This is a genomic window from Photobacterium obscurum (assembly GCF_026191635.1).
Lineage (GTDB): Bacteria > Pseudomonadota > Gammaproteobacteria > Enterobacterales > Vibrionaceae > Photobacterium > Photobacterium obscurum.
On sequence record NZ_JAKRRW010000003.1, the window covers coordinates 289647 to 312391 of the forward strand.

General features: G+C 46.3%; 14 protein-coding genes. 11 read left to right on the plus strand and 3 right to left on the minus strand.

Translation table 11 applies throughout. The features are described from left to right. The first annotated feature begins 1013 nt into the window (after positions 1-1013). Positions 1014-1769: a WecB/TagA/CpsF family glycosyltransferase gene (locus MD588_RS05495; protein WP_265695938.1), complete on the plus strand. Its 756-nt coding sequence runs from the start codon at positions 1014-1016 to the stop codon at positions 1767-1769. Positions 1770-1808: 39 nt separating this feature from the next. On the opposite strand, the gene MD588_RS05500 is transcribed toward MD588_RS05495, so the two are convergent. Together MD588_RS05500 and wecA are read right to left on the minus strand one after the other, a co-directional pair. After that, on the minus strand, positions 1809-2924 hold the full coding sequence (locus MD588_RS05500; RefSeq protein ID WP_265695939.1) for a Wzz/FepE/Etk N-terminal domain-containing protein: 1116 nt from the start codon (positions 2922-2924) through the stop codon (positions 1809-1811). Between the two features lie 161 nt (positions 2925-3085). Continuing rightward, positions 3086-4144, minus strand: coding sequence for a UDP-N-acetylglucosamine--undecaprenyl-phosphate N-acetylglucosaminephosphotransferase (gene wecA / locus MD588_RS05505; RefSeq protein WP_265695940.1), 1059 nt, complete (start codon positions 4142-4144; stop codon positions 3086-3088). Positions 4145-4432: 288 nt separating this feature from the next. Here wecA and MD588_RS05510 point away from each other — a divergent pair, with 288 nt between their 5' ends. The 3 genes from MD588_RS05510 to MD588_RS05520 all read left to right on the plus strand — a co-directional run bounded on the left by MD588_RS05510 (position 4433) and on the right by MD588_RS05520 (position 7798). After that, on the plus strand, positions 4433-5812 hold the full coding sequence (locus tag MD588_RS05510) for an MBL fold metallo-hydrolase RNA specificity domain-containing protein (protein ID WP_265695942.1): 1380 nt from the start codon (positions 4433-4435) through the stop codon (positions 5810-5812). 212 nt (positions 5813-6024) lie between these two features. Continuing rightward, the gene (locus MD588_RS05515; RefSeq protein ID WP_265695943.1) at positions 6025-7191 is read left to right on the plus strand and encodes a nucleotide sugar dehydrogenase; all 1167 of its coding nucleotides are present in this window, start codon (positions 6025-6027) and stop codon (positions 7189-7191) included. Positions 7192-7459: 268 nt separating this feature from the next. Beyond that, positions 7460-7798 (plus strand): hypothetical protein, encoded by a 339-nt coding sequence (locus MD588_RS05520; RefSeq protein ID WP_265695945.1) that lies wholly within the window; start codon positions 7460-7462, stop codon positions 7796-7798. Between the two features lie 214 nt (positions 7799-8012). Here MD588_RS05520 and mnmC read toward each other — a convergent pair whose 3' ends face one another. Further along, positions 8013-10028 (minus strand): bifunctional tRNA (5-methylaminomethyl-2-thiouridine)(34)-methyltransferase MnmD/FAD-dependent 5-carboxymethylaminomethyl-2-thiouridine(34) oxidoreductase MnmC, encoded by a 2016-nt coding sequence (gene mnmC / locus MD588_RS05525; RefSeq protein ID WP_265696105.1) that lies wholly within the window; start codon positions 10026-10028, stop codon positions 8013-8015. Between the two features lie 206 nt (positions 10029-10234). Here mnmC and fabB point away from each other — a divergent pair, with 206 nt between their 5' ends. The 7 genes from fabB to folC all read left to right on the plus strand — a co-directional run bounded on the left by fabB (position 10235) and on the right by folC (position 22745). Further along, positions 10235-11449: a beta-ketoacyl-ACP synthase I gene (gene fabB, locus MD588_RS05530; RefSeq protein WP_265695946.1), complete on the plus strand. Its 1215-nt coding sequence runs from the start codon at positions 10235-10237 to the stop codon at positions 11447-11449. Between the two features lie 531 nt (positions 11450-11980). Further along, entirely contained in the window at positions 11981-13153 is a 1173-nt protein-coding gene (locus MD588_RS05535; RefSeq protein ID WP_265695947.1) for a 4-phosphoerythronate dehydrogenase, read from the plus strand. Continuing rightward, entirely contained in the window at positions 13150-14163 is a 1014-nt protein-coding gene (locus tag MD588_RS05540; RefSeq protein WP_265695949.1) for an aspartate-semialdehyde dehydrogenase, read from the plus strand. The genes MD588_RS05535 and MD588_RS05540 overlap by 4 nt, the downstream gene beginning before the upstream one ends. 271 nt (positions 14164-14434) lie before the next feature. Then, positions 14435-19093 (plus strand): FimV/HubP family polar landmark protein, encoded by a 4659-nt coding sequence (locus MD588_RS05545; protein ID WP_265695950.1) that lies wholly within the window; start codon positions 14435-14437, stop codon positions 19091-19093. A 225-nt stretch (positions 19094-19318) separates the two neighbouring features. Next, positions 19319-20104, plus strand: coding sequence for a tRNA pseudouridine(38-40) synthase TruA (gene truA / locus MD588_RS05550; protein ID WP_265695951.1), 786 nt, complete (start codon positions 19319-19321; stop codon positions 20102-20104). Between the two features lie 290 nt (positions 20105-20394). After that, positions 20395-21324, plus strand: a complete 930-nt coding sequence (gene accD, locus MD588_RS05555) for an acetyl-CoA carboxylase, carboxyltransferase subunit beta (protein ID WP_265695953.1) — start codon at positions 20395-20397, stop codon at positions 21322-21324. Positions 21325-21473: 149 nt separating this feature from the next. Further along, positions 21474-22745: a bifunctional tetrahydrofolate synthase/dihydrofolate synthase gene (gene folC, locus MD588_RS05560; RefSeq protein WP_265695954.1), complete on the plus strand. Its 1272-nt coding sequence runs from the start codon at positions 21474-21476 to the stop codon at positions 22743-22745.

A 22745-nucleotide genomic window follows, 5' to 3' on the forward strand; every position in this document is an offset into this window, starting at 1 on the left:
TATTGTGATTATAGGGTGTCGATTGAGGTTTCAAACTTATCAATACACCATATGCTATACAATGTTTGCTTACCTCTTTATTACCTTTGCTTTGTTTGTAATAAGGAATAAGGAAGGTTATGCATTAAGTGATTATCTGTTAATTTACAAAACATATTTTTATCTCCTTATTTTAGCAATACCTTCGAGGTTGAGTTTTACAAGTAAGGATCTTTTGAATGTTTTTTACCTTCTAATAACAGTTTTTTTGCTTAAATATTCAGTAGGAAAGTTCGCCTTTAACATATCAAGACCAGGTGTTTATACTGAGAACAACTTTGAATTATTAATGCTAGTAGCAATATACTTTGCACTGGTTTTTCATAAGGTCAAGGTATCTACAATTGCGACGTTATGTTTGTTTTATGTGCTAATAATTTCAGGTTCTCGATCAGCTTTAGCATGTTTACTTTTTTCTTTTTATTTTCTATATAAAGAAAGATCAATTGTGAAAACTGTCATTAAGTATGCAGTTTTGCTGTTTTTATTTTCTGTTTTCGCATACGTATTCGTCACGCGATTGAATGATACAGATATATACTCAATTGACAGAGTAAGGTTCCTATTCGTTTTCTTAGATGAATTTGAATCATTTAGCTTTAATGAACTATTATTTGGCCGACCTGTTATAACACCACTGTTGGTTTCATCTTGTGATGACCTCAGTTTCTATACAAGTTTGTTTAGTAAGGGAAGTAGCAATGATTGCTTTTCAGTAATTTTACATTCCTTTATATTGAGAACAATATTTGATCATGGAATATTGGGGTTGCTATTTATTTGTGGTAGTTATATTTATTTGCTAACAAAGAAAGGTTTTTCTTTGAAGTTTGCGCTAGTGCTAATTTCAATTTTCATTTTAAATGGTCTGTCAGTATCTTCATTCAACAGTATTTTCTTTGCACTTCCGATGTGCTTGATTTTGATATCGTCGGACTCATTATTAAAAAGTATGAAAAGTTTCCAGGTGAAGAATGAACTATTCAATAATTAATGCTGAACTTGAGAGTAAGATATTTGGAAAAGATACTTTTTTTTCTATTCTTCACTCAGCATTTCTTGATGAAACTATTGGTAATCCAATTGCAGTCAGTTTTGTAAATCCTTTCTCGTATTCTCAAATTGATGAGCACATAGTTAGGAGTATCGATTATTGGTTTTCTGACGGTGCTTTACTGTGTCGTTTGACAAACATGTCTAGAACGGTTCCAGTTGAACGATTGAGTTTCGATTTTTCCTCTATTGCTGGTGATGTATTTAGTTATGCAAATGAACATGATTTGAAGGTAGCTATTATTGGTGGTAATGCTTCTGAAATCGACAAATGTTCTGACTACCTTAAACAAAATTATCCAGGTTTGAAGCTTGTATATACCAGAGACGGTTATTTTGATAGTGCTAAGTTGCCTTTGGTGTCCAGTGAATTACTAGACTCAGAACCCGATATCGTTATAGCTGGACTAGGTACACCATTACAAGAACAGTTTATTCTGGATGCGAAATCAAAGTTGAATCGTGCATGCTTACTGTTTACTTGTGGAGGTTTTCTAACGCAAACTGCATCGCGTGGAGACTATTACCATCCAGTTATCAAGAAGCTTGGTTTGCGATGGATGCAACGAGCTGTGATGCACAAACATGTGCGAGATCGTTTATTTAGAGACTATCCGAAATTTGTTTGCAAATACCTTTTTGATTTAATAAAGAAAAAGATTGGCTTAGTAAAATAAGCTGATGTAAAAAGGCCAGACATTTGTCTGGCCTTTTTTTTACTTAAGTACTTGTCGGAATAACACTATTCCAACGCCAAAGATAAAACCAGCAAGGGTGCCGAATAATATGATTAGCGAGCGTTTTGGGCTGTCTCTGTAATAAGGTATCTCTATATTTTCTAAGTACCGATATACATCAAAGGAAATATCATTTTGTAAGTTGTTTCTGTTTAGTAGTGCTAACTTAGCATTTAAATCACCTAATTCAGGCTCTAAAATACTCAGTTCATCGAAATCATTTAGTACATTGCTTTTTGCATTTAATGCTTTTAATCCTAAGCTGACTGAAAAGAACTCATTATTATTCAAATTTTGAAGTGGTTCTTGAATACCCGCTTCTTTGGCAATTCTTAAGGCAAGTTTTGTTTTCTTTCTTTCAATCTCAAGCGTGTTTTTTGCTTTTGACTCAATAATAAATAGTTTATTTTCAAGTTCACTCTGTTTCGCGTCTATTGTTGCTTTGATCCCGGAAAGTAACTCGTCATGAACAATATTTGAAACAAAATTAACGTAGTCATTTAGCATTTCATAACTACTGTTTCTGGTATGGCTTTGCATCGTAATGATGAAAACACTTGGATTTTTATCTCTTTTATTTGCCGGCTTTGCCGTTAATTTTGAGTACCAGTTTGAGAGTGCTTTATCTGTATCTTGCTCTGAAATATTGTTAGCAGAGAGATATTGATTGAATTGCGGGCTGTTAAGAAGAAATCTTTTTTTGTTCGAGGTTGAGTTAAAAGCGAGAATGAATTGCTCAAACATTGCCTCATTGCCAATCAGATCTAACATATCATTATTCTGAATGATTTTTTCTTCTTCTTGTATTTCAAATGCGGGCTGAAACTTTCTGACTTGGTATGATAATTCTGAATAGTCTTGAATTTGAGGCTTTACAACTTTAGCGGTAGCTGACCACCATTCTTGAGCTAGCATTACATATGCAATTGACACTAGCATCAGTGCTATTGTGCAGGCAATGATAATTGCTTTGTTTTTGAAAAGCGCAGCCACAAGTTCTTTTATACTAAGGTCGTCATTATTAACAACTAGTTTTTCTCGCTGTGGCTGATGAGTTTGTTGGTTCGCAGTGGTTGAATTTTGATGGTTGCTCACACTTTTTATTCCAGTAAAAGTAATGGGACTTTAACACAAGAGGATAGTATATCATCGCCGTGATTATGATTCATACGGATTTTGAGAGTGTTCGTAGTTATCCTACATATAGATTAAATGATGTAGTTGTGACTAATCACTCTCTTTTATGTTGAGTTGTATTATGCTTTTTGAGAATTTAGCTTTCTATTAATAAATGCACTAATCTTCCATACGTTTGATAGAAACGTCAAATATATGAAGAAGCAGATTATAAACAACCAAAACATTAGATATTCAGGGATTTCAATGAATTCGCCATAAATCCCAAAAGCCGCAAAAGCGGTTGCGATGGAGCATATTGCTATTAGAGTTTGAACTGAGTTAAAGCCCATGCGCTGAAAAATATGATGTAAATGTTCACGGTCAGGCTTGAAAGGAGAGTCTCCTCGCCGAACTCGACGGATCATAATTGCAGCCATATCCATTAGGGGTACAGCAATTAGCCATAGAGCAGTGACTGGTCTTAATGGCGGGATAATACCATCTTGAGTGGCAACCAGTAACATCCAAATTACCGTAAAACCAATTAGCATGCTGCCTGCATCGCCCATAAATACTTTCCGTCTGCGTCCGAACGCTCCTAGATTGAGAAGGATGTATGGAATGATGGCGAAAATTATGACAAAGCAGAGGTAGGCTAAGTTTGGCTGGTTATCAAATGTGAGGATGATTCCAAGCCCTCCAAATGTAACAATCGACAATCCCCCCAATAGGCCGTCAATTCCATCAACCATGTTGAACGCATTAATTGCCCCGATAACTGCGAGTACTGTAACTAGGTATCCGAATAACCCTAGGTCAATTTTGCCAAAGCCAATCATGTTGCCTAAGTTATGTAACTCTAAGCCGGCAAAATAGATCATACAAATTGATAGCGCTCCCTGCAGCAGCATTCTGAGCTTGAAGCTGACATCATATTTGTCATCTAATGCGCCGACGATTGTAAGGGTGCTGATACAAAAAATGTACAATCCCGAGTCATCAAAGATTTGCGGGTTATAATAGAGAAACTGTGCAAGAGTAATGCAAATTGCGATTCCACCAACAAGGGGGATTGAGCCATTATGATGCTTACGCGCATTCGGTTGATCCACCAAACCGACTTTTTTTGCAAACTTCCTGAGTAAGAACAAAGCAGTAAGAGAAGAGAAAAATACAAAGAAAAAATCAGCAAACATCAAAATTACATCAAAAGTTGGATTTATCCCGAAACTATATCAAATTTCGACATACCACTAAAGCCTCAAGTTGTTACAGAAAGATTGAAGTTTGTTACCGAACGTTCACTTACTATTGTTTTCACTCTCAAATTCGTTTATGCGCAACGGTTTATATTTCTTGATTATGCAGGGTGGGGCGGATATTTTTTTTCGTGATGTCACTCTAGCAATATTACGACGAGCCTTAATCTTCTACGTTCCTTTGTCATCATCTTATTGATTGTTCAATCTAGGTGGAGCGCGAGCGTGCAAATTATACATCACGGTGCGCGTACTGGTGTGACAGGTTCTTGTCACGAGGTACGGATCAGTACTTATGGTTTACTGGTTGACTGTGGTCTCTTTCAAGGAGAGGAGGCCGGGCGGACACTCAACATTGAGTTTCCGATAGAGCATATTAAAGCGTTATTGTTGACGCACTGCCACATTGACCATGTAGGCCGACTTCCTTGGTTGTTGGCTGCGGGCTTTCGTGGTCCAATTTATGCGACCGAGGCTACGTCTGCATTATTGCCGCTGATGCTAGAAGATGGCCTGAAAATTCATCTTGGTCTGGATAAATCACAATGCGAACAATTTACTCGCCTGGTGAAATTGCTACTGAAACCTATCCCTTTTGACTGCCGTGCACAGCTGGTTTTGCCTGACGGTGGGCTGGTGAGTATTTGTTTTCGCCCTGCTGGCCATATTTTGGGTTCAGCTTACATTGAGCTTGTGCTTCCTGACGGAGAAAACGTTATTTTTTCAGGGGACCTGGGGCCCTATAGCACACCATTGCTGGTTGACCCACAGTCACCGAAACAGGTTGGTACGTTGGTTATAGAAAGCACCTACGGTGGTAAGTACCACCAACCTATTGACTACCGTGAGCAGCAGCTAGCCGAGATTATTGAGCGCTCGATGAACGATGGTGGGGCTATTTTGCTCCCGGCGTTTAGTGTTGGGCGTACTCAGGAATTGCTGTTTGATATTGAGAATATCATTTCCCGTACTCTGCCTTTGAAATCACGAAAAGAAGATGCAGCAACAAATTGGCACCAGTTGCCGGTGATTTTGGACTCCCCCTTAGCGATTGGAATCACCGAGCAATATATTACTTTTCAGCGCCTGTGGGCTAAGGAAGCCAAACAGCGACTGTTAAGCGGTCGCCACCCGTTGTCCTTTAAGCAATGTATTACCGTCAACCAGCACTCTGACCACTTAGCTATCGTCAATCGTATGAAAGTCACGGGTGAGCCAGCAATCATTGTCGCGGCCAGCGGCATGTGTGAGGGGGGGCGGATTATGAACTACCTGGAAGCATTGTTACCGGATTCCAGAACGGATGTGATTTTGGTGGGTTATCAGGCTAAGGGTACTTTAGGCCGGAGCTTACAGAGCCAACCGGATTCAGTTGAAATCCAAAACAAAAATATCAAAGTGAATGCCACTGTTCATACTATGTCGGGCTATTCAGCACATGCCGATCAATTCGATTTGGTGAAGTTTGTCGCTGGCATCGAGCAAGGTCCACAGCAAATTCGTATAGTCCATGGTGATTTGTCTTCGCAACGAGCATTGGCGAAAAAGTTGGCAGCGGTAAAGCCTGGTTGTGAGGTTATCATTGCTGCCGAAGAGGGAAGTTGACCAAATATTATTGGATGCTTGATGCGAATCAATAATAAATGATGCTTATTTGGCTGTTAAGCTACTCTACTGTAGTGATCTAAGGTAGTATTTTGTCAGTTTTGTACAGTGCTGGATAGGGGGATGTTCTGGCTTATTAAGAACTAATCTGAAATTGATTAGACTTTCTTTGTTACCCTGGCACTGGTTGTTGAATAGTTTGAGGTAGAGTAATGAAAATTACTGTTGCAGGAACAGGATATGTAGGCCTTTCTAATGCTGTGCTTTTGGCTCAGCATAATGAAGTGATTGCGCTAGATATTGTTGAAGAGAAAGTAAATCTAATCAATCAGCGTATTTCTCCTATCGAAGATAAAGAGATCACCGAGTACCTGACAAATCATACGCTAAACCTATCTGCAACGATTGATAAACAATGTGCCTATGAAGGCGCTGAGTTTGTGATCATTGCAACGCCGACAGATTATGATCCGGTGACGAACTATTTTAATACCTCGTCGGTAGAAGCTGTGATTAAAGATGTGATGGCCATTAATCCTGATGCGGTAATGGTTATTAAATCGACGGTTCCTGTTGGTTACACTCAGCGTGTTAGGGATGAGTTGGGTTGTGATAACCTTATCTTCTCACCAGAGTTTTTGCGTGAGGGGCGTGCACTGTTCGATAATTTGCACCCTTCCCGTATTATTGTGGGCGAGCGTTCTGAACGTGCCCAGCAGTTTGCCGAGTTATTGGTACAAGGTGCGATCAAAGAAGATATTGCTGTTTTGTTCACTGATTCAACAGAAGCTGAAGCGGTGAAGCTATTCTCTAATACCTACCTAGCGATGCGCGTTGCTTACTTTAACGAGCTGGATTCTTATGCGGAAACGCATGGTCTAGATAGCCGCCAAATCATTGAAGGCGTTGGTCTAGATCCTCGTATTGGTTCCCACTATAACAACCCGTCATTCGGTTATGGTGGCTACTGCTTGCCTAAAGATACCAAGCAGCTCCGTGCCAACTATGAGCAGGTACCGAACTGTCTTATCAGCGCGATTGTTGATGCGAACCGTACCCGTAAAGACTTTGTGGCAGACTCAATTATCAGCCAGCAGCCGAAAGTGGTGGGAATTTATCGCCTTATCATGAAGAGCGGTTCTGATAATTTCCGCGCCTCTTCAATTCAGGGCATCATGAAGCGTATCAAGGCCAAAGGCATTGAAGTGGTTGTATATGAGCCTGTACTCAAGGAATCTGAATTCTTTAATTCGAAAGTGATTACGGATCTCGAGCAGTTCAAGCAGATGTCTGATGTGATAGTTTCCAACCGTATGGCGGTAGAGCTGGAAGACGTAGCAGACAAAGTTTACACCCGCGATTTGTTTGGCGCGGATTGATCAAAAGCCGGTATTAGGTTCTAGGAAGAACTGATCCTAGGGAAAAGCAAAAGCTCGACTATTTCTTGGTGCTTTTGAATTTTACTTGCAGTGCCCAGTGCCTGTTTATTTCCCGAGTAACGAGCACCTTTCGTCTCGTTACTCGCTTCTCTCTCATTCTTATTTCTAATACTCTACACTTCACTCCTCAGATCTCGACTCAAGGTGCGAGAACCTCTCCTATACTTACTTTCATATCAATAAGCTCGCTTGTGGTTCGGGGAATGATATGAACAAAACAACAATTGCACTTTTTTGTGCCGGGATGATGAGTATGTCGGCCTGTGCTGCTGATGGTGCCGCCGTGCAGTCCGGAACGAGAACATCGACCAACCCTCCAGTTAATTCACAGTCGACATCTTCTGTACATACTGCTTCACACGCTGCGGAAGAAGCGAGTAAGAAAGGGACCGCTGCAGGTATCGATACGGCCATGGCTGCTTCGGCTGGTGGCTTAACTGCAACGGTATTGGCTGTCGGTGTTGCAGCTATCGTTATCGGGGTTGCGGTATCAGATACCGGAGGTGGGGACGATCCAGCACCACCGGTAACGGTTCAGGCGGAATAGGGAAGAGCCGGTGCGGGTTACTAGATCCTAGTTCCCAGGAAAAGTCGGTATTAGGCCTTTGGAAGAACAGGCCTTAGGAAGAGCAAGAGCTTGACCTAGCTTCAAGGTTCAGAGAATCAGTCTTGCAGGACCAAGGACCCCAACAAAAAAGCGAAAGGCTTACACCTCTCGCTTCTCGTTCTTATCTTGGTCTTAATTTCTAAGAGCTAGGATCTTAAAGCTGTTTGCCTTTAACTAACCGACGTACCCACATCCGTCCTGGATGCAGGGCATTTAGGACATCGTTAGGAAGCGGTAGAGGATCGCCGCAGATCTGTGATGCCAGCAATTCGCCTAAAAGAGGGGCAGAACTTAGGCCGCGAGACCCCAGCCCAATCATAGAGTACAAGTTCGGGTAAACCGGTACACTTTTGGCAGTGTCTTGGTTATCACGCAGATCTGCATACTGTTCAACTAATTGGCCGTAGATACAAACGTCACCGACAAATGGCAGGTGATCACGGCTGGCACAGCGGACGCCGACACGAGCCTGGTTGCCTGACACATCAATCTCAGCTGGCCAGTCAGTATCAGGCAGGCAGTTAACCAAGCGTTGTTTGTTGTCGGTTTGTTCTGCGTCGCTGAAGGTTAAATCAGTATTATTTCGTCCGTAGCTAGCTCCGATGCAGTGGCTCTGTGTTTGTTGGTTAACCGGGGTCAGATAACCGTCATAGCACAGTACGGTTTTAAGTGCCGATAGTGATTTGTTGGTTGGAATATGGCTCACCTGTCCGCGCACCGGAGAGGCCGGGATGGCTTTGGTCTGCTCGAATTCTGCAAAACGGTGGCCATTGGCCACAATCACGTTAGAGTGTTGGTATTTGTTTTCGTGAGAATCAGTCAGAGTCCAGCCAGACGTTTCAGCCTGTTGCTCTAGCTGACAAATCTCGGTGTCAGTTTTTAACGACAGGTGGCCGCTTTCCTGGGCAAGCTGAACCAATACGCGGGTTAGCTCTTGTGGGCACAGCCAGCCGCCGAGCGGGTAATTGACACTCGTGTGGCCAGAGGGAACACCCGTAATCTGCTCGGTTTGTGTTGTATCAAGGCTTCTGATCAAGGCTTCAGGGAAGCCACCGGACATCATTTTGTCCAGTTTGGTCTTGGCATTGTTATCCCAGGCCAATTGAGTAACACCACACCAATCATGAGCGAAAGTTTTCTTATTAGCAGCCTGCTCGACGAACTGGCGAGCATAGAGAAAAGCTGGGGCAAAGAAACGGGAGAGCGCATCGTTCGAGCCATTGAGCAATGGGTATACCGCACCCTGACGGTTACCTGAAGCACCCTCTGCCAGCAACGTATCGGCACAGTACAACGTGACATCGATACCACGGCGAACGAGTGACAGGGCTGCAGTTGCCGAGCCGACGCCACCACCGATGATCGCAACATCTTGTGGGCTTTCTGCGCTCGTACGTTTATACCATGGCTTGAAGTTGGCTTTGTGTTGTCGCTTGGTGACAGAGCCAGCCAGCATGTCCCGTTTGGTACCGAAGCCTTTCACTTTAGCCATTTCAAACCCGGCTTCAATTAATCCGCGGCGTACGAATCCTGCCGCGGTAAATGTTGCTGTGGTACACCCAACCCGAGCCAGTTTTGCCATACCGTTGAACAGATCCTGGTTCCACATTTCCGGGTTTTTGCTTGGCGCAAAGCCGTCAAGGAACCAGGCGTCCACAATACCGTCATCATTGGTCCATACTTGAGGCATACACTCTTTGATATCGCCAAACCACAAATCAAGGGTGATCATGCCATCTTCCAGCACGATGCGGTGACAATCCGCGACGGCTGATGGGTAATGGGCATGTAGCTGTTCGGCCAGCTCGGCGAGTTCAGGCCAAGATTGGTGGGCCTTGACCAAGTCGGCTTTGGTGACCGGGAACTTTTCAAAACTGATGAAATGTAGTTCTTTGGCCTGTGCATCGGGATTAGCCTGGCGGAAGGCTTTGAACCATTGCCACACGGCCAGAAAGTTCAGGCCGGTACCGAATCCGGTTTCGGCGACGACAAAGCGTCGACGGTCAAAGGTTTCCCAACGCTCGGGTAATCCGTTTTGTTTGAGAAAAACGTAGCGAGTTTCTTCTAAACCGTTGGCATTGGAGAAATAAACATCGTCAAAGTCATTGGATACCGGGGTACCGGACTCATTCCAGTCAAGAATGGCATTTTCAATGCGCTTGTTAGACAGGTCTGGCAAAGGGGAAACCTCATGTAATGGTGTAACAGGTTATCGTTATTGCTTGATTTTAGTTAGGTAACGTACCTTAACAGCAGTAATAACGATCAAATTAAGTGAAATTGACGGGGATTGTACCTGATAGTAGGGAAAGCTGACCACTTTCCGTGAATAAACCCGTTATTATCATCATCGTTAAATGACAGTAGGAATTCATCATGAAACGAGCCGTAATTACAGGCATGGGTATCGTATCCAGCATCGGTAACAACGTTAAAGAAGTGCTGGAGTCTTTGAAAACGGGTAAATCCGGTATCAACTTCTCTGAACAGTTCGCAGAAATGAAGCTGCGAAGCAATGTTTGGGGCGACTTAAAGATGACCCCGTCTGAACATATCGATCGTAAAAAAATGCGTTTCATGGGCGATGCCGCAGCATTTGCGTATTTGTCTATGGAGCAGGCAATTGAAGACGCAGGTCTTACTGAAGAACAGGTTTCTAATGACCGTACTGGCCTAGTGGCGGGTTCGGGTGGCGCATCCTCGTACAACCAATGCGCGGCCGTAGATATTCTACGTGAGAAAGGCGTTAAGCGTGTTGGTCCATACATGGTCCCTCGTACGATGTCATCGACGGTATCGGCATGTCTGGCGACACCATTTAAAATTCGTGGCGTGAACTACACCATGAGCTCTGCGTGTGCGACCTCTGCACACTGTATTGGCCACGCACTGGAGCTTATCCAGCTAGGCAAACAAGATGTTGTTTTTGCCGGTGGCGGTGAAGAGCTAGACTGGACTCTGACCATGATGTTCGATGCGATGGGCGCATTGTCGACTAAGTACAATGACGATCCAACTAAGGCGTCACGTACTTATGATGCAGACCGTGACGGTTTCGTTATCTCTGGCGGCGGCGGTATGTTGGTTGTCGAAGAGTTGGAACACGCTCTGGCTCGTGGTGCGAAAATCTACGGTGAAATCGTAGGCTATGGTGCAACTTCTGACGGCTACGATATGGTAGCTCCTTCTGGTGAAGGCGCGGTACGTTGTATGAAGATGGCAATGCAGGATCTTGATACGCCGGTTGATTACATCAACACCCACGGTACATCTACCCCTGTTGGTGACGTGAAAGAGCTTGGTGCGATTCAGGAACTGTTTGGTGAAAACAGCCCAGCAATTTCTGCAACTAAGGCTATGACAGGTCACGCACTGGGTGCGGCAGGTGTTCACGAGGCAATTTACTCAACACTGATGCTAGACAATGGCTTTGTTGCGCCAAGCATCAATATTGAAAACCTTGATCCAGCTGCTGAAGGCTTGGACATTGTAACAGAAACCCGTGAGCAGGAGCTGAAGACGGTAATGTCGAATAGTTTCGGTTTCGGTGGTACGAACGCTACGCTAGTGATTAAGAAGTACGAAGGCTAAGAATACGGGGCCTGGTCCCGGGCCTCCTGTTTAAAGCTATGAGTAACAAGCGACGAGATTCAAGAGACTCGACACTCTTTTCTCGCGACTGGTAACTTCTTTTGTCTTTGTCCGGGAGCGGCACTGACTAAGTGGCTAATCTAAGATGACTTTTCGCAGAGACTTCGGCAGATTAGTTTATCTATAGCCAGTGCCTATAAAACAGACGCTACATTAGCTTTTGTGAATAGTATTTTCTTTTGCGGGAGCTGTCTATCGCAGAAGCTAGTGTTTTTATATCCTGGATTTTTTTGCCCGGCTTTATGCCGGGTTTTTTTGTGCCTAAAACAGGAGCGGGTTCCTGGAATCTAGTTCATAGATAAAAGCTAAAGCTTGACTCTTACGGGAGGTTTTTTAGGGCCTAGGAGTTCTAGCCAACGTAGACACTTAGCAGTAAAATTAACGTTCTGAAATCAACACTTTCCCCGAACTAGTTCCTGGATTCAGCAATCTGGAAACTAGGTTCTAGGTTCTAGGAACTAGGAACCCCCCATGAAAATCCTCATAGATGAAAACATGCCCTATGCTGCTGAATTATTCAGCCAGCTAGGTGAAGTGGTGGCTAAACCGGGTCGTACGCTGACAGCGGATGATTTGATTGATGTCGATGCGCTGATGATCCGCTCTGTGACCAAAGTCAATGAGTCGCTTCTGGATAAAGCCAATACGCTGCGATTTATCGGTACGGCAACGGCAGGGCAGGATCATGTGGATCAACCCCTGCTGGCCGAGCGTGGTATTACGTTCACGGCGGCACCTGGGTGCAATAAAGTTGGGGTTGCCGAATATGTGTTAAGTAGCCTGATGGTATTGGGCCAGCAGCAGGGTTTTTCAATATTTGATAAAACCGTCGGTATTATTGGTGCCGGTAACGTCGGTACCTACCTCGCAAAGTGCCTTGATGCCCTGGGTATCCGTTACCTGTTGAATGATCCATTGAAAGAGCTGAATGGCGACAGCCGTGAGTTCCACTCCCTGGAAGAGCTGCAACAGCAATGTGATGTGATCACCCTGCATACGCCAATTACTCGTGATGGCGAGTTTCCTACCTATCACCTGGTCGATCAGGCATTTTTGAGCCAGCTTGTACCCAATGCGATCCTCATAAATGCGGCTCGCGGCCCAGTTGTTGACAATGCGGCGCTGAAATCGGCTTTGCTGCAGGCTCAGTCTGGTCAAGGCAAAGCACTAACGGCTGTACTGGATGTGTTTGAGTACGAACCCTTGGTTGACTTGGAGTTACTGCCGCTACTGGCTTTTGCAACGCCGCATATTGCCGGTTATGGCCTCGAAGGCAAGGCTCGTGGCACAACCATGGTGTTCAATCGATACTGCGAATTCCTTGGCCTAGAGAACCATGTTGCCGCATCAAGTTTGCTGCCGGTGGCTCCGGTGCCTTTTGTTAAACTGAGTAAGCGCTGGCAAGAAGAGGATTTATTTACCCTGATCCAGCTAATCTATGATGTTCGCAAAGATGACGCACTTTTCCGTCGAGAAATGGCTGATTCGGCGGGTGATGATGCTCGTATGGCTGCCGCTTTTGACCGGATGAGGAAAAATTACTGGGATCGACGTGAATATAGTGCGATTACGGTAGCCGGAGAGGCAGGTTTTGGGGTAGAGTCGCTGGCTGAATTAGGTTTTACAGTAGAGGAAACTCCATGAGCCAGGAATTTGATATTGCAGTACTCGGCGCAACAGGCGCTGTCGGTGAAACCATCGTAGAAGTCCTAGAGGAACGCAATTTTCCTGTTCGCAATCTATATTTGCTTGCATCTGAGCGTAGCGCTGGGAAAACCTTGCGCTTTAAAGGCAAAAGCGTTCGCGTTACAGATGTAGAAGAATTTGACTGGAGCCAGGTGCAGCTTGCACTTTTCTCTGCCGGTGCAGAAACGTCTGACCGCTGGGCACCGATTGCAGCGGATCACGGCGTGGTCGTTATCGATAATACATCACGTTTCCGTTATGAGTACGATGTTCCGCTGGTTGTGCCGGAAGTGAACCCGCATGCGCTGGCTGACTACCGTAACCGCAACATTATTGCCAACCCTAACTGCTCTACCATCCAAATGCTGGTAGCGTTGAAGCCGATCCATGAAGCTTATGGTATCGAGCGAATCAATGTTGCGACTTACCAGTCAGTATCTGGCTCCGGCAAGAAAGGTATTGATGAGCTGGCGGGGCAGACAGCGAAGTTGCTGAATGGCTTGCCGGCGGAAAACAAGGCTTATGATAAGCAAATTGCTTTCAACTGCCTGCCACATATTGATGACTTCATGGACAACGGCTACACCAAAGAAGAAATGAAAATGGTGTGGGAAACCCAGAAAATCCTGGGCGACGACAATATTCGCGTTAACCCGACCTGTGTTCGTGTCCCGGTATTTTATGGCCATGCAGAAGCAGTTCATGTTGAAACTTGCCAGCCAGTCCATGTTGAGGAAGCCATTAGTCTGCTTGAAAATGCCGAAGGCATCGAAGTGTTTCACGGCAACGAGTACCCAACTCAGGTAAGCGATGCTACCGGCAAAGACCACGTCATGGTTGCCCGTATCCGTGAAGATATCAGCCACCCATGTGGTTTGAACATGTGGGTTGTTGCGGACAACGTCCGCAAAGGCGCTGCTACCAACAGCGTACAGATCGCCGAGAAACTGATCGAAGAGTATTTGTAATACACCAAGAGCGGCTCTGTGGTTCAAGGGCCGCTCTTAATCATGATCTTTATAGTAAAACCCCACCGACTGTCTTGACATACATGTCAGGTGAGCAACAATCCTCATTTACCGCTCAAGAGTCTTGATGCAAGGCCGATAGATTCTTTATGCTAAAGCCACTTAATTGAATGTAGAGTCTAGTATTTCGGTGGTTTAGTCTAATTTTTTATGCTAAAGCCTTTATACTCGAAACTAAATTTCCTATCTCTGTCAGAGAGGACAGCAGGCAGTGTCTGACTTATCGACTATGATAAAACGTTTACTATTACCGGTTATTTTCACTACCGCAGCCTTTCATATGCCGGTACAAGCCAATACCGTACGTATTATTGGCCCTTCTGCTGATGAGCAGTCTGCCTTCGTTGCGGAGCGTACCCAGAGTGCAGCAACCCAGAATGGCGCTTCCGTGACCCGTTATGGACCGACAAGGGGCAATGAAACCTTGTGGTCAATTGCATCTCGTTCCCGCCCGAATAATCAAGTTTCTGTCTATCAGGTGATAGGGGCGATTCACCGCGCGAACCCATCGGCTTTTGAACAGAACAATATTCATGGCCTGATCCCCGACAGTACACTGGTGATGCCGACTCTGGCGCAGATCCGCCGGGAGGATGTTGATAGCGTAAAACGCCGCCTTGAGGCCGACAAGCGACGCCAGTCCCGTCAGGCATCGACACCAGCGCCACGCTCTTCAACTGCCAGCACACCGGCTCCCAAACCGAGAACGAAGCCGGCGCCAACGGTAGTGGCTGCGGCTCTTCCAAAGCCAGATAAAGCCAAAGAGCAACCTGTTAGCCAAACCACGACTAAGCCAAATGGTGAGGCCGTGAAGCCACCAGTCAGTGAGATTGCCAAGGGGGGGATCCCAGCCAAGCCCGTTGCCCTCCAGCAGCAGCTTGATGCCTCGGATGAGCAAATTACCAAGCTATTGGAAAGTAACCATTTACTGCGTGTACGTTTGTCGGAAATGCAGCATGAAGTGACGGCACTGAAAGACCAGATCAGTAGTGATGAAGTGCTACGTGAGCAAATTAAAGACTTTATCCAAGAGCAAAAAGTTCAACAGCCGCAGCCTGTTGCACCGCAGCCGTCATGGTTTGATAGTTTGATTGCCAGTCCTTGGATGTTAGCCGCGGTGGCTTTGATTCCAGGTGCACTGATCGCCGGCGTTCTTGCGTTCTTTATGTTAAGGCGTAAGAAAGAGGATGAGACTAAAGCGCTCGAAGGACCTGAAGCACAAGAGCCTGCAATGGTTCCTCCTCCTGTTAATAGCGGTGATGAGGCGGTGCCGGACCTACCTCTTAATGACGATAATGATATTGATGATCTGTTTGCTGATGACGGTGAATCGCTGTTTGACGAACCTGAAAATAGCCTGTTTTCAGCAGAGACATCGCTTGATTCAGATGAGCAATCTGATTCAATCGATATATTGGAGCTTGGTGATGACCATAATGATGAGTTTGAAATCGATAGTGGTTTATCGACAAGTAGCATATCGGTAAAAGGTGATGAACAGGCTATCGGGCTCCAAGATATGGAGCGAGCACTTGATGAAATGGAGCAGACATCAGAGCCTAGCTCTGATGAGGCTTTGGCTGCCATGTGGGAGCAGTCGCTTCAAGACGATGCTGATGATGAAGAAAGCTTTGACCTCTCTGATGATGGCTCGTTGAATGCGCTAGATGATGATTTGATGACAGAGCAGGAAATCGAGGATGGCCTGCTGGATCAATCTATTCTTGATGACCTGCTGTCTGAGGTCGAGGCTGAAAAACAGATGCAGGACAGCCAGAGCCTCAAGGAAGCCGCTGCTGATAATGATACTGCTGCAAGCGATGCATCACAGCAGGTCATTGCGCAAGATGAACTGGATTCATTGTTTGATTCGGTCGGGACGGCAGAGGTGGCTGAACCGCCAGCTAAAACCGTGATGACCGAGGGTGAAGACAAGGCGCAACAGGCAGCGATTGATCAGGCGTTAGCCGATGCCGATGCTATGTTTGCCGCTGAGGCGGAAGCCATATCAGAGGATGATATCGGTGCCGAACTTGATGCATTGTTTGATGAAAACAGTACCGCACTGCTGGACGAGTTGGTTGAAGAAGAGCCGCTGAGCAGTGATACCGGTGAAATAGAAGTTGAAGAAAATAGTACCGCACTGCTGGATGAGCTGATCGAAGAAGATGAACTGACCAGTGATATCGAGGTAGAAGAAAACAGTACGGCGCTATTGGACGAATTGCTTGATGGGGATGAAGAGGATAGTTCACTACTGAACCCTAGCGTATCAATTGATGAGAACAGTACGGCGCTTCTGGACGAGCTGGTTGACGAGTTAGATAGTGCAGCAGAAGACAACGCGGCGGGATTGGCTGACATTGCCGAAGAGCCAGAGCTTAACATCGATGATGTGGTGATCGATGAAAGCAGTACGGAGCTGCTGGATGATATTCTAGCCCAGCACAGTAGTCCGTTAGATGTTGCGACTCGTGATGATATGTTTGCTGAGCCTTTGACTTCGTCACCAGAGCTATTAGAGCCAGAGTCTACAGGTTCTTCGTTTATTGACGCTAATCAGTCAGAAGCCATATCTTCAGAAGAACAGTACCCAGAGCCACCGCTCGCAGAAAGCCAGCCCTCGGAAGATAACTTCTCTGAGCCTGAGTTTGAATCGGTACCAGAGAACGATGAGCTCCTGACCCAGCAGCCGGAAGATATCGCAGCCGTTGCTTTTGAGGAGGCCTTTTCAGCGCCTTCGCAGGAGCCGTCGTTAGAGACTGTTGATGATGCTGACTTCCCTGAGCTCGACAAGCCGGATTTTGAAGATATTTTCAATGATGTATTGGAAGAGCAGGCAAACCAGGACAGCGTTGAGCCTGTCACCGAGGCTTTACAGCCTGAGGTCGAAACGGTTTTGGAACCGCCACTAGAGGCTCCGCAGCAGGGCTTGAATGACTCGGTAGAAGCCGAGGATATCGATGCCTTATTGGCAGATGTCGAAGGCCTTCTGGACGAACCAGAAGTCAGTAATGATAATGATGTCGAAGTCATCGAGCGCAGCGTTGATGAGTTGCTTGAAAACATTGAGCATGAACAGGATTTGCAACCAGGGTTACAGGTAGACGAGCAGCAACATGAAGCGCCAGCTGCCGTTGATGAGCGAAGTGAGAAGGATGTTCAGCTACAACCAGAATCCGACTTAGAGTTAGGATTAGAGCAACCAGAGCAACCGGAGTTAGCTGTCGCTGTACCGCAGGATGATACATCTCGGGTTCAAACCGAACTGGAAGAAAGTGTATTGTCCGGTGAGGGTTTTGATGAGTTCCCGACGTTTGACGAGGAAGTGGCGCTTGCCGAATCAGAGTCGTTGGTTGAGCCTCAAATCGAACCGCTTGATGTTGCAGATGCAGAACCATTGAACCTGGATGATTTCCCTGAGTTCGATGAAGAGGCGGCATTCAATGATCCTGAAGCTGAAACCTTCGAGGAGACACCGGTTCAGCTGTCTGATGATGAAGAGCAGGTCGCGTTAGATAACATTGTCAAGCAGTTGCAGCAAGCCGCTGAAGCTGCTGAGAAGCCGCTTCATATTGAACAGCCAGATAATGCTGATCTTGCCTCTGAACCAGTATTTGACGAACAGGTTGAACAGCCTGAAGCCAGTATTTCTGAGCAACAGCCCGCGTCAATTCATGGCGAGCAGCAGATTGAGTTTGAAACCATTGACCCGAATTCATTGCCAGAGTTCAGTGAAAATGAAGCGCTTCAGGCTTCTTTTGAAGAGCAGCATGAGCTGGAGCAGTATGAGTTAGAACAAGGTCTGAATGGTCAGCCAGAGCCTCAGCCTACGGCGCATGAACCTCAACCGCCTGCTGACATGTTTGATGATGAGCTGGTTGATTCTGCCGGCCTGGATATGGCGGCGTTGTTAAGTGATCCTGATAGCGTTATAGATGATATTCAGTCTGACTCAGAGATGGTGCTGCCTGAGCGTGTGATTGAGTCGCCTGTTGCTTCTGAACCGGAGGTTGCCACTGAGTTTGATGAACCGGTGAAGCATGAGGTGGATGAAGCATCTATTTCGCCATTACCGGAAGATGTTCTGAGTAATGCTACCGGCGATGAAATCCGTGGCGATGAGCTTGCTGCCGACTCCGTGATTAGCGATGAAACGCTTTCTGACTCAATGGATAATGATGCGGCGGCGTTTGCAGAGGCTATCCTTGATGAAGCCGCTCCGTTTACAGCCAATACGGATTTTGCCATTCAGGATGAGCTTGATGCTGAGCGAGAGCAGTTGTTATCTGCTTCATTTGGTGAAAGCTTTGGTTCTGATGAGCCGCTTGCTGAACTGTCAGACTCTGAGCTTGGTATGCCAGAAGAAGACTCTGAAATTTGGGCGGCGAGCAGCCCTGAGCCGGAACTCGAAACCGAGGATTGGGCTGAGCAGCCGCAAATGCAGATTGAAGATGTCGATGCGTTTGATGCAGAGCTGTTGTTGGCAGAGGCCGAGTCACAAGGGCTACTTCAGGGCGAGGCGGGAAGCGAACTGGTTGATGAGCAGATCAATCCATCGTCTTACATTAGTATTGATGAATTGATGAAAGAGATGGAGCCGGAAAACTCGGTAGAAGTGGAAGACGAGCCACTAAATCTGGATGTCGGCCTTGATGAGTTTCCGGATGTACTGTCTGATGTTGCGGCGTTTGATGTCGATAGTCAGGGCGAGTACGCCAGTAAGTTAGACTTAGCCAAAGCCTACCTTGAGATGAATGACACCGAAGGTGCCGCAGATTTGCTGGTGGAGGTCGCGAATAACGGCGATGCCCAAAGTAAGCGCGAAGCAAAAGGGTTGTTGGAGAAGGTCGGCTTGCCTAGAGCCTAGAAGAAGCAGGACCCAAAAGCGAGAGCTATGGCTCTCGCTTTTTTCTTTTCGGGGCAGAAAATGTTCTTCTTGCTTTTTTAGGCACTAGTCACTAAGAGCTAGGAACCAAAATCTAGCAACGTGACTGTCAGTTTTATCCCCTAGGCTCTGCCGGCTTTTTTCCCTATAATCTCCTATCTCCTAGATAAACAGGCCAGCTGTGCCGACAGTAAGACGAAGTAAATTATGCGAATAGCTTTAGGTATCGAATACGATGGTGCCAAATATTATGGTTGGCAGCGTCAGCGTGACGTTGATAGTGTGCAGGAACGTCTGGAAAAGGCGCTGAGTAAAATTGCCAACCAACCTATCGAGGTTCAGTGTGCAGGCCGTACGGATGCCGGTGTTCACGGTACCGGACAGGTTGTCCATTTCGATGTAAATGTCGAACGTAAGATGGCGGCCTGGACCATGGGTGTTAACACGCATTTGCCGAAAGATATTACTGTTCGTTGGGCAAAGGAAGTGAATGATGATTTTCATGCTCGTTTTACGGCTACAGCGCGCCGTTACCGCTATATTATTTATAACCATGCGTTGCGCCCTGCGATTCTAGGAACAGGCGTAAGCCATTATCACGGTGAGCTAGACGTTGAGAAAATGCAGGAGGCAGGACAGTACCTGTTGGGTGAGAATGACTTCACGTCCTTCCGTGCCGTTTTCTGTCAGTCCCGTAGCCCGTGGCGTAACATTATGCACCTGAATGTTTCGCGCCAGGGAAATTTTGTCATTATTGATATTAAAGCCAATGCATTTGTTCATCATATGGTTAGAAATATCACCGGTAGTCTGATTAAAGTGGGACGCGGTGAAGAAAAACCAGAGTGGATGAAGTGGCTGTTAGAGCAGAAAGACCGTACCCTTGCAGGGGCGACGGCTAAGGCTGAGGGGTTGTACTTGGTTGATGTGGATTATCCGGAAGAGTGTGGGTTGCCAAGGGTGCCGCTAGGTCCGCTGTTTTTGGCAGACTAAGTAAGAGCAGGGTGCGTGTTCCTAGCTCCTAGGGAGAGAAAGAGCTTTACACGCTCTTGAGTCTCGGCAAGCCTGCCCAACAGGAAGCAGTCCCCAAAAAAACTGAATTTTGTAACACGAAACGAGCGTTCAGGAGCTAGAATCTAGGATCTAGCTCCCCTTTACCAACTAGTACAACCAGTTTTTTATCTACAGATTGACAACTTTGTGCTTTAATTCCACCTCGGTAAACTAACGAATTTATAATTCTCGGCTATTTAGGCGGGAAATAAGAAGATGAAAGGTCATTCATGAGCTGGCTTGAAAAGATTCTCACAAAAAGCAACATTGTTTCTTCTCGAAAAGCGTCGATCCCTGAAGGGGTATGGACCAAATGTACTTCATGTGAACAAGTGCTTTATCACGCAGACCTGGAACGTAGCTTAGAAGTTTGTCCTAAGTGTGATCACCATATGCGTATGAAGGCGCGTCGTCGCCTTGAAACTTTCCTTGATGCCGAAGGTCAAGTTGAAATTGCCGCCGAACTGGAGCCAAAAGATAAGCTGAAGTTCCGCGACTCGAAAAAGTACAAAGACCGTATCTCTACAGCCCAGAAAAATAGCGGCGAGAAAGATGCGTTGGTCGTTATGAAGGGTACCCTGCTAGAGCAGCCCCTTGTTGCCTGTGCGTTTGAGTTCTCATTTATGGGCGGCTCGATGGGCTCTGTAGTCGGTGCGAAATTTGTCAGTGCGGTTGATGAAGCTATCGCTAACAACTGTGCGTTGGTTTGTTTCTCTGCAAGTGGCGGTGCCCGTATGCAGGAAGCACTGATGTCGCTGATGCAGATGGCGAAAACCAGTGCGGCACTAGAGCGCCTGTCAGACAAAGGTCTGCCGTTTATCTCGGTGCTGACTGATCCGACGATGGGTGGTGTATCGGCGAGTCTGGCGATGCTGGGTGATATCAATATTGGTGAGCCGAAGGCGTTGATTGGCTTTGCTGGCCAGCGTGTTATCGAACAGACTGTTCGCGAGAAGCTACCAGAAGGCTTCCAGCGCAGTGAGTTCCTGCTTGAGCACGGTGCTATCGATATGATTGTCGATCGTCGTGAAATGCGTCAGCGTATCGGTGGTATCATCGCCAAGCTGACTCATGCAACATCACCAATGGTGGTACCGGTTGTGAAACCAGTACCTGCAGAGGTGAAAGCGGATTCAGATGTAGATAACGAACAGGAATAATCGTTTTTCTTATTGAATCGCGAAAAAACTGTCAATCATGCTCACAGAGTGGATTATCGAATAAATTAATTCGCTTGTGAGCATGAACTCTGACTCGGTTAAGTGGTAAATTAGTACTCATCATAGGTATTAATTTAGAACTATAAAGAATGTCCGGATTGACAGCACCATCAGCAACTGCCCCATTAGCCACCTGGCTGACTTATCTAGAAAATCTTCACACCAGCGCCATCGACCTTGGCTTAGATCGTGCTCTTGACGTCGCGACTCGCGGCCAGCTAACTAAACCTGCTCAGCGTGTTATCACCGTTGCCGGTACAAATGGTAAGGGGTCCTCCTGCGCCATTCTAGAAGCCATTCTACTAGACGCTGGCTACAAAACCGGGGTTTACAGTTCTCCGCACCTCGTGAGATATAATGAGCGAGTGCGAATAAATGGCAATGAGCTTGCTGATAGTGAGCATAGCAAGGCGTTTGCTGCTATTGAGCAGTACCGTGGCGAGGTGAGCCTGAGCTTGTTTGAGTTTGGTACACTGGCGGCTTTGCAGCTATTCAAGCAACACCAGGTCGACGTGGTGATCCTCGAGGTGGGATTGGGTGGGCGCCTTGATGCGACGAATATTGTCGATCATGATGTCTCTGTTATCACCAGTCTGGCAGTCGATCATGTTGACTGGCTAGGGGATGATATTGAGGTGATTGGCTATGAGAAAGCGGGCATCTTCAGAGCGCAAAAGCCTGCGGTATGTGGCCAGCCTAACCCACCAGCAAGCGTTCCGGCTCATGCCGATGATATCGGTGCCAAACTGTATCAAGTTGGCTACCAGTTCGATTATAAGCTACAGGATGATACCTGGAGCTGGCATTGTGGCGCATTTGATTTGGACAGGCTGCCGATACCCGCGTTGCCTCTTCCTAACGCCGCGACGGCTTTGATGGCGCTTGGGGTCGCAGAACTTGATGTGAGTGATGAGAATATTGCCAATGGCCTTGCGAAAGCTTCGCTGCCAGGTCGAATGGAACAAGTGTCTGAGTCGCCGCTGACTATCATGGACGTCGCCCATAACCCTCACTCAGCCCAGTATTTTGCCGCGCAGTTGGCAAAGGTGAAACAGCGGCAAAACAAAGGCCGTATCCATGCGGTCGTTGCGATGCTGCATGACAAAGATATTGCCGCGACAATTGCTGAAATGACATCAGTTGTGGATGTGTGGTATCCGGCATCATTAGAAGGCCCCAGAGCCGCAACGGCTGATGAGATCATCGCGAACTTACCCATAGATACTCTTTCTTTCCCAACCCCAGAGCAAGCTTATGACGCAGCGCTGACACAGGCCAGTGAGGAGGATATGGTAATCGTGTTTGGCTCGTTTTACACTGTTGGGCAGATTTCCAGCCATATAGCATCAACACAGGAGTAG

Excerpts from the sequence above, each read along its gene's own strand:
- MD588_RS05495 (WP_265695938.1), top strand. The coding sequence starts at position 1,014 with ATGAACTATTCAATAATTAATGCTGAACTTGAGAGTAAGATATTTGGA.
- wecA (WP_265695940.1), bottom strand. The coding sequence starts at position 4,144 with ATGTTTGCTGATTTTTTCTTTGTATTTTTCTCTTCTCTTACTGCTTTG.
- MD588_RS05515 (WP_265695943.1), top strand. The coding sequence starts at position 6,025 with ATGAAAATTACTGTTGCAGGAACAGGATATGTAGGCCTTTCTAATGCT.
- MD588_RS05520 (WP_265695945.1), top strand. The coding sequence starts at position 7,460 with ATGAACAAAACAACAATTGCACTTTTTTGTGCCGGGATGATGAGTATG.
- fabB (WP_265695946.1), top strand. The coding sequence starts at position 10,235 with ATGAAACGAGCCGTAATTACAGGCATGGGTATCGTATCCAGCATCGGT.
- MD588_RS05535 (WP_265695947.1), top strand. The coding sequence starts at position 11,981 with ATGAAAATCCTCATAGATGAAAACATGCCCTATGCTGCTGAATTATTC.
- MD588_RS05540 (WP_265695949.1), top strand. The coding sequence starts at position 13,150 with ATGAGCCAGGAATTTGATATTGCAGTACTCGGCGCAACAGGCGCTGTC.
- truA (WP_265695951.1), top strand. The coding sequence starts at position 19,319 with ATGCGAATAGCTTTAGGTATCGAATACGATGGTGCCAAATATTATGGT.
- accD (WP_265695953.1), top strand. The coding sequence starts at position 20,395 with ATGAGCTGGCTTGAAAAGATTCTCACAAAAAGCAACATTGTTTCTTCT.
- folC (WP_265695954.1), top strand. The coding sequence starts at position 21,474 with ATGTCCGGATTGACAGCACCATCAGCAACTGCCCCATTAGCCACCTGG.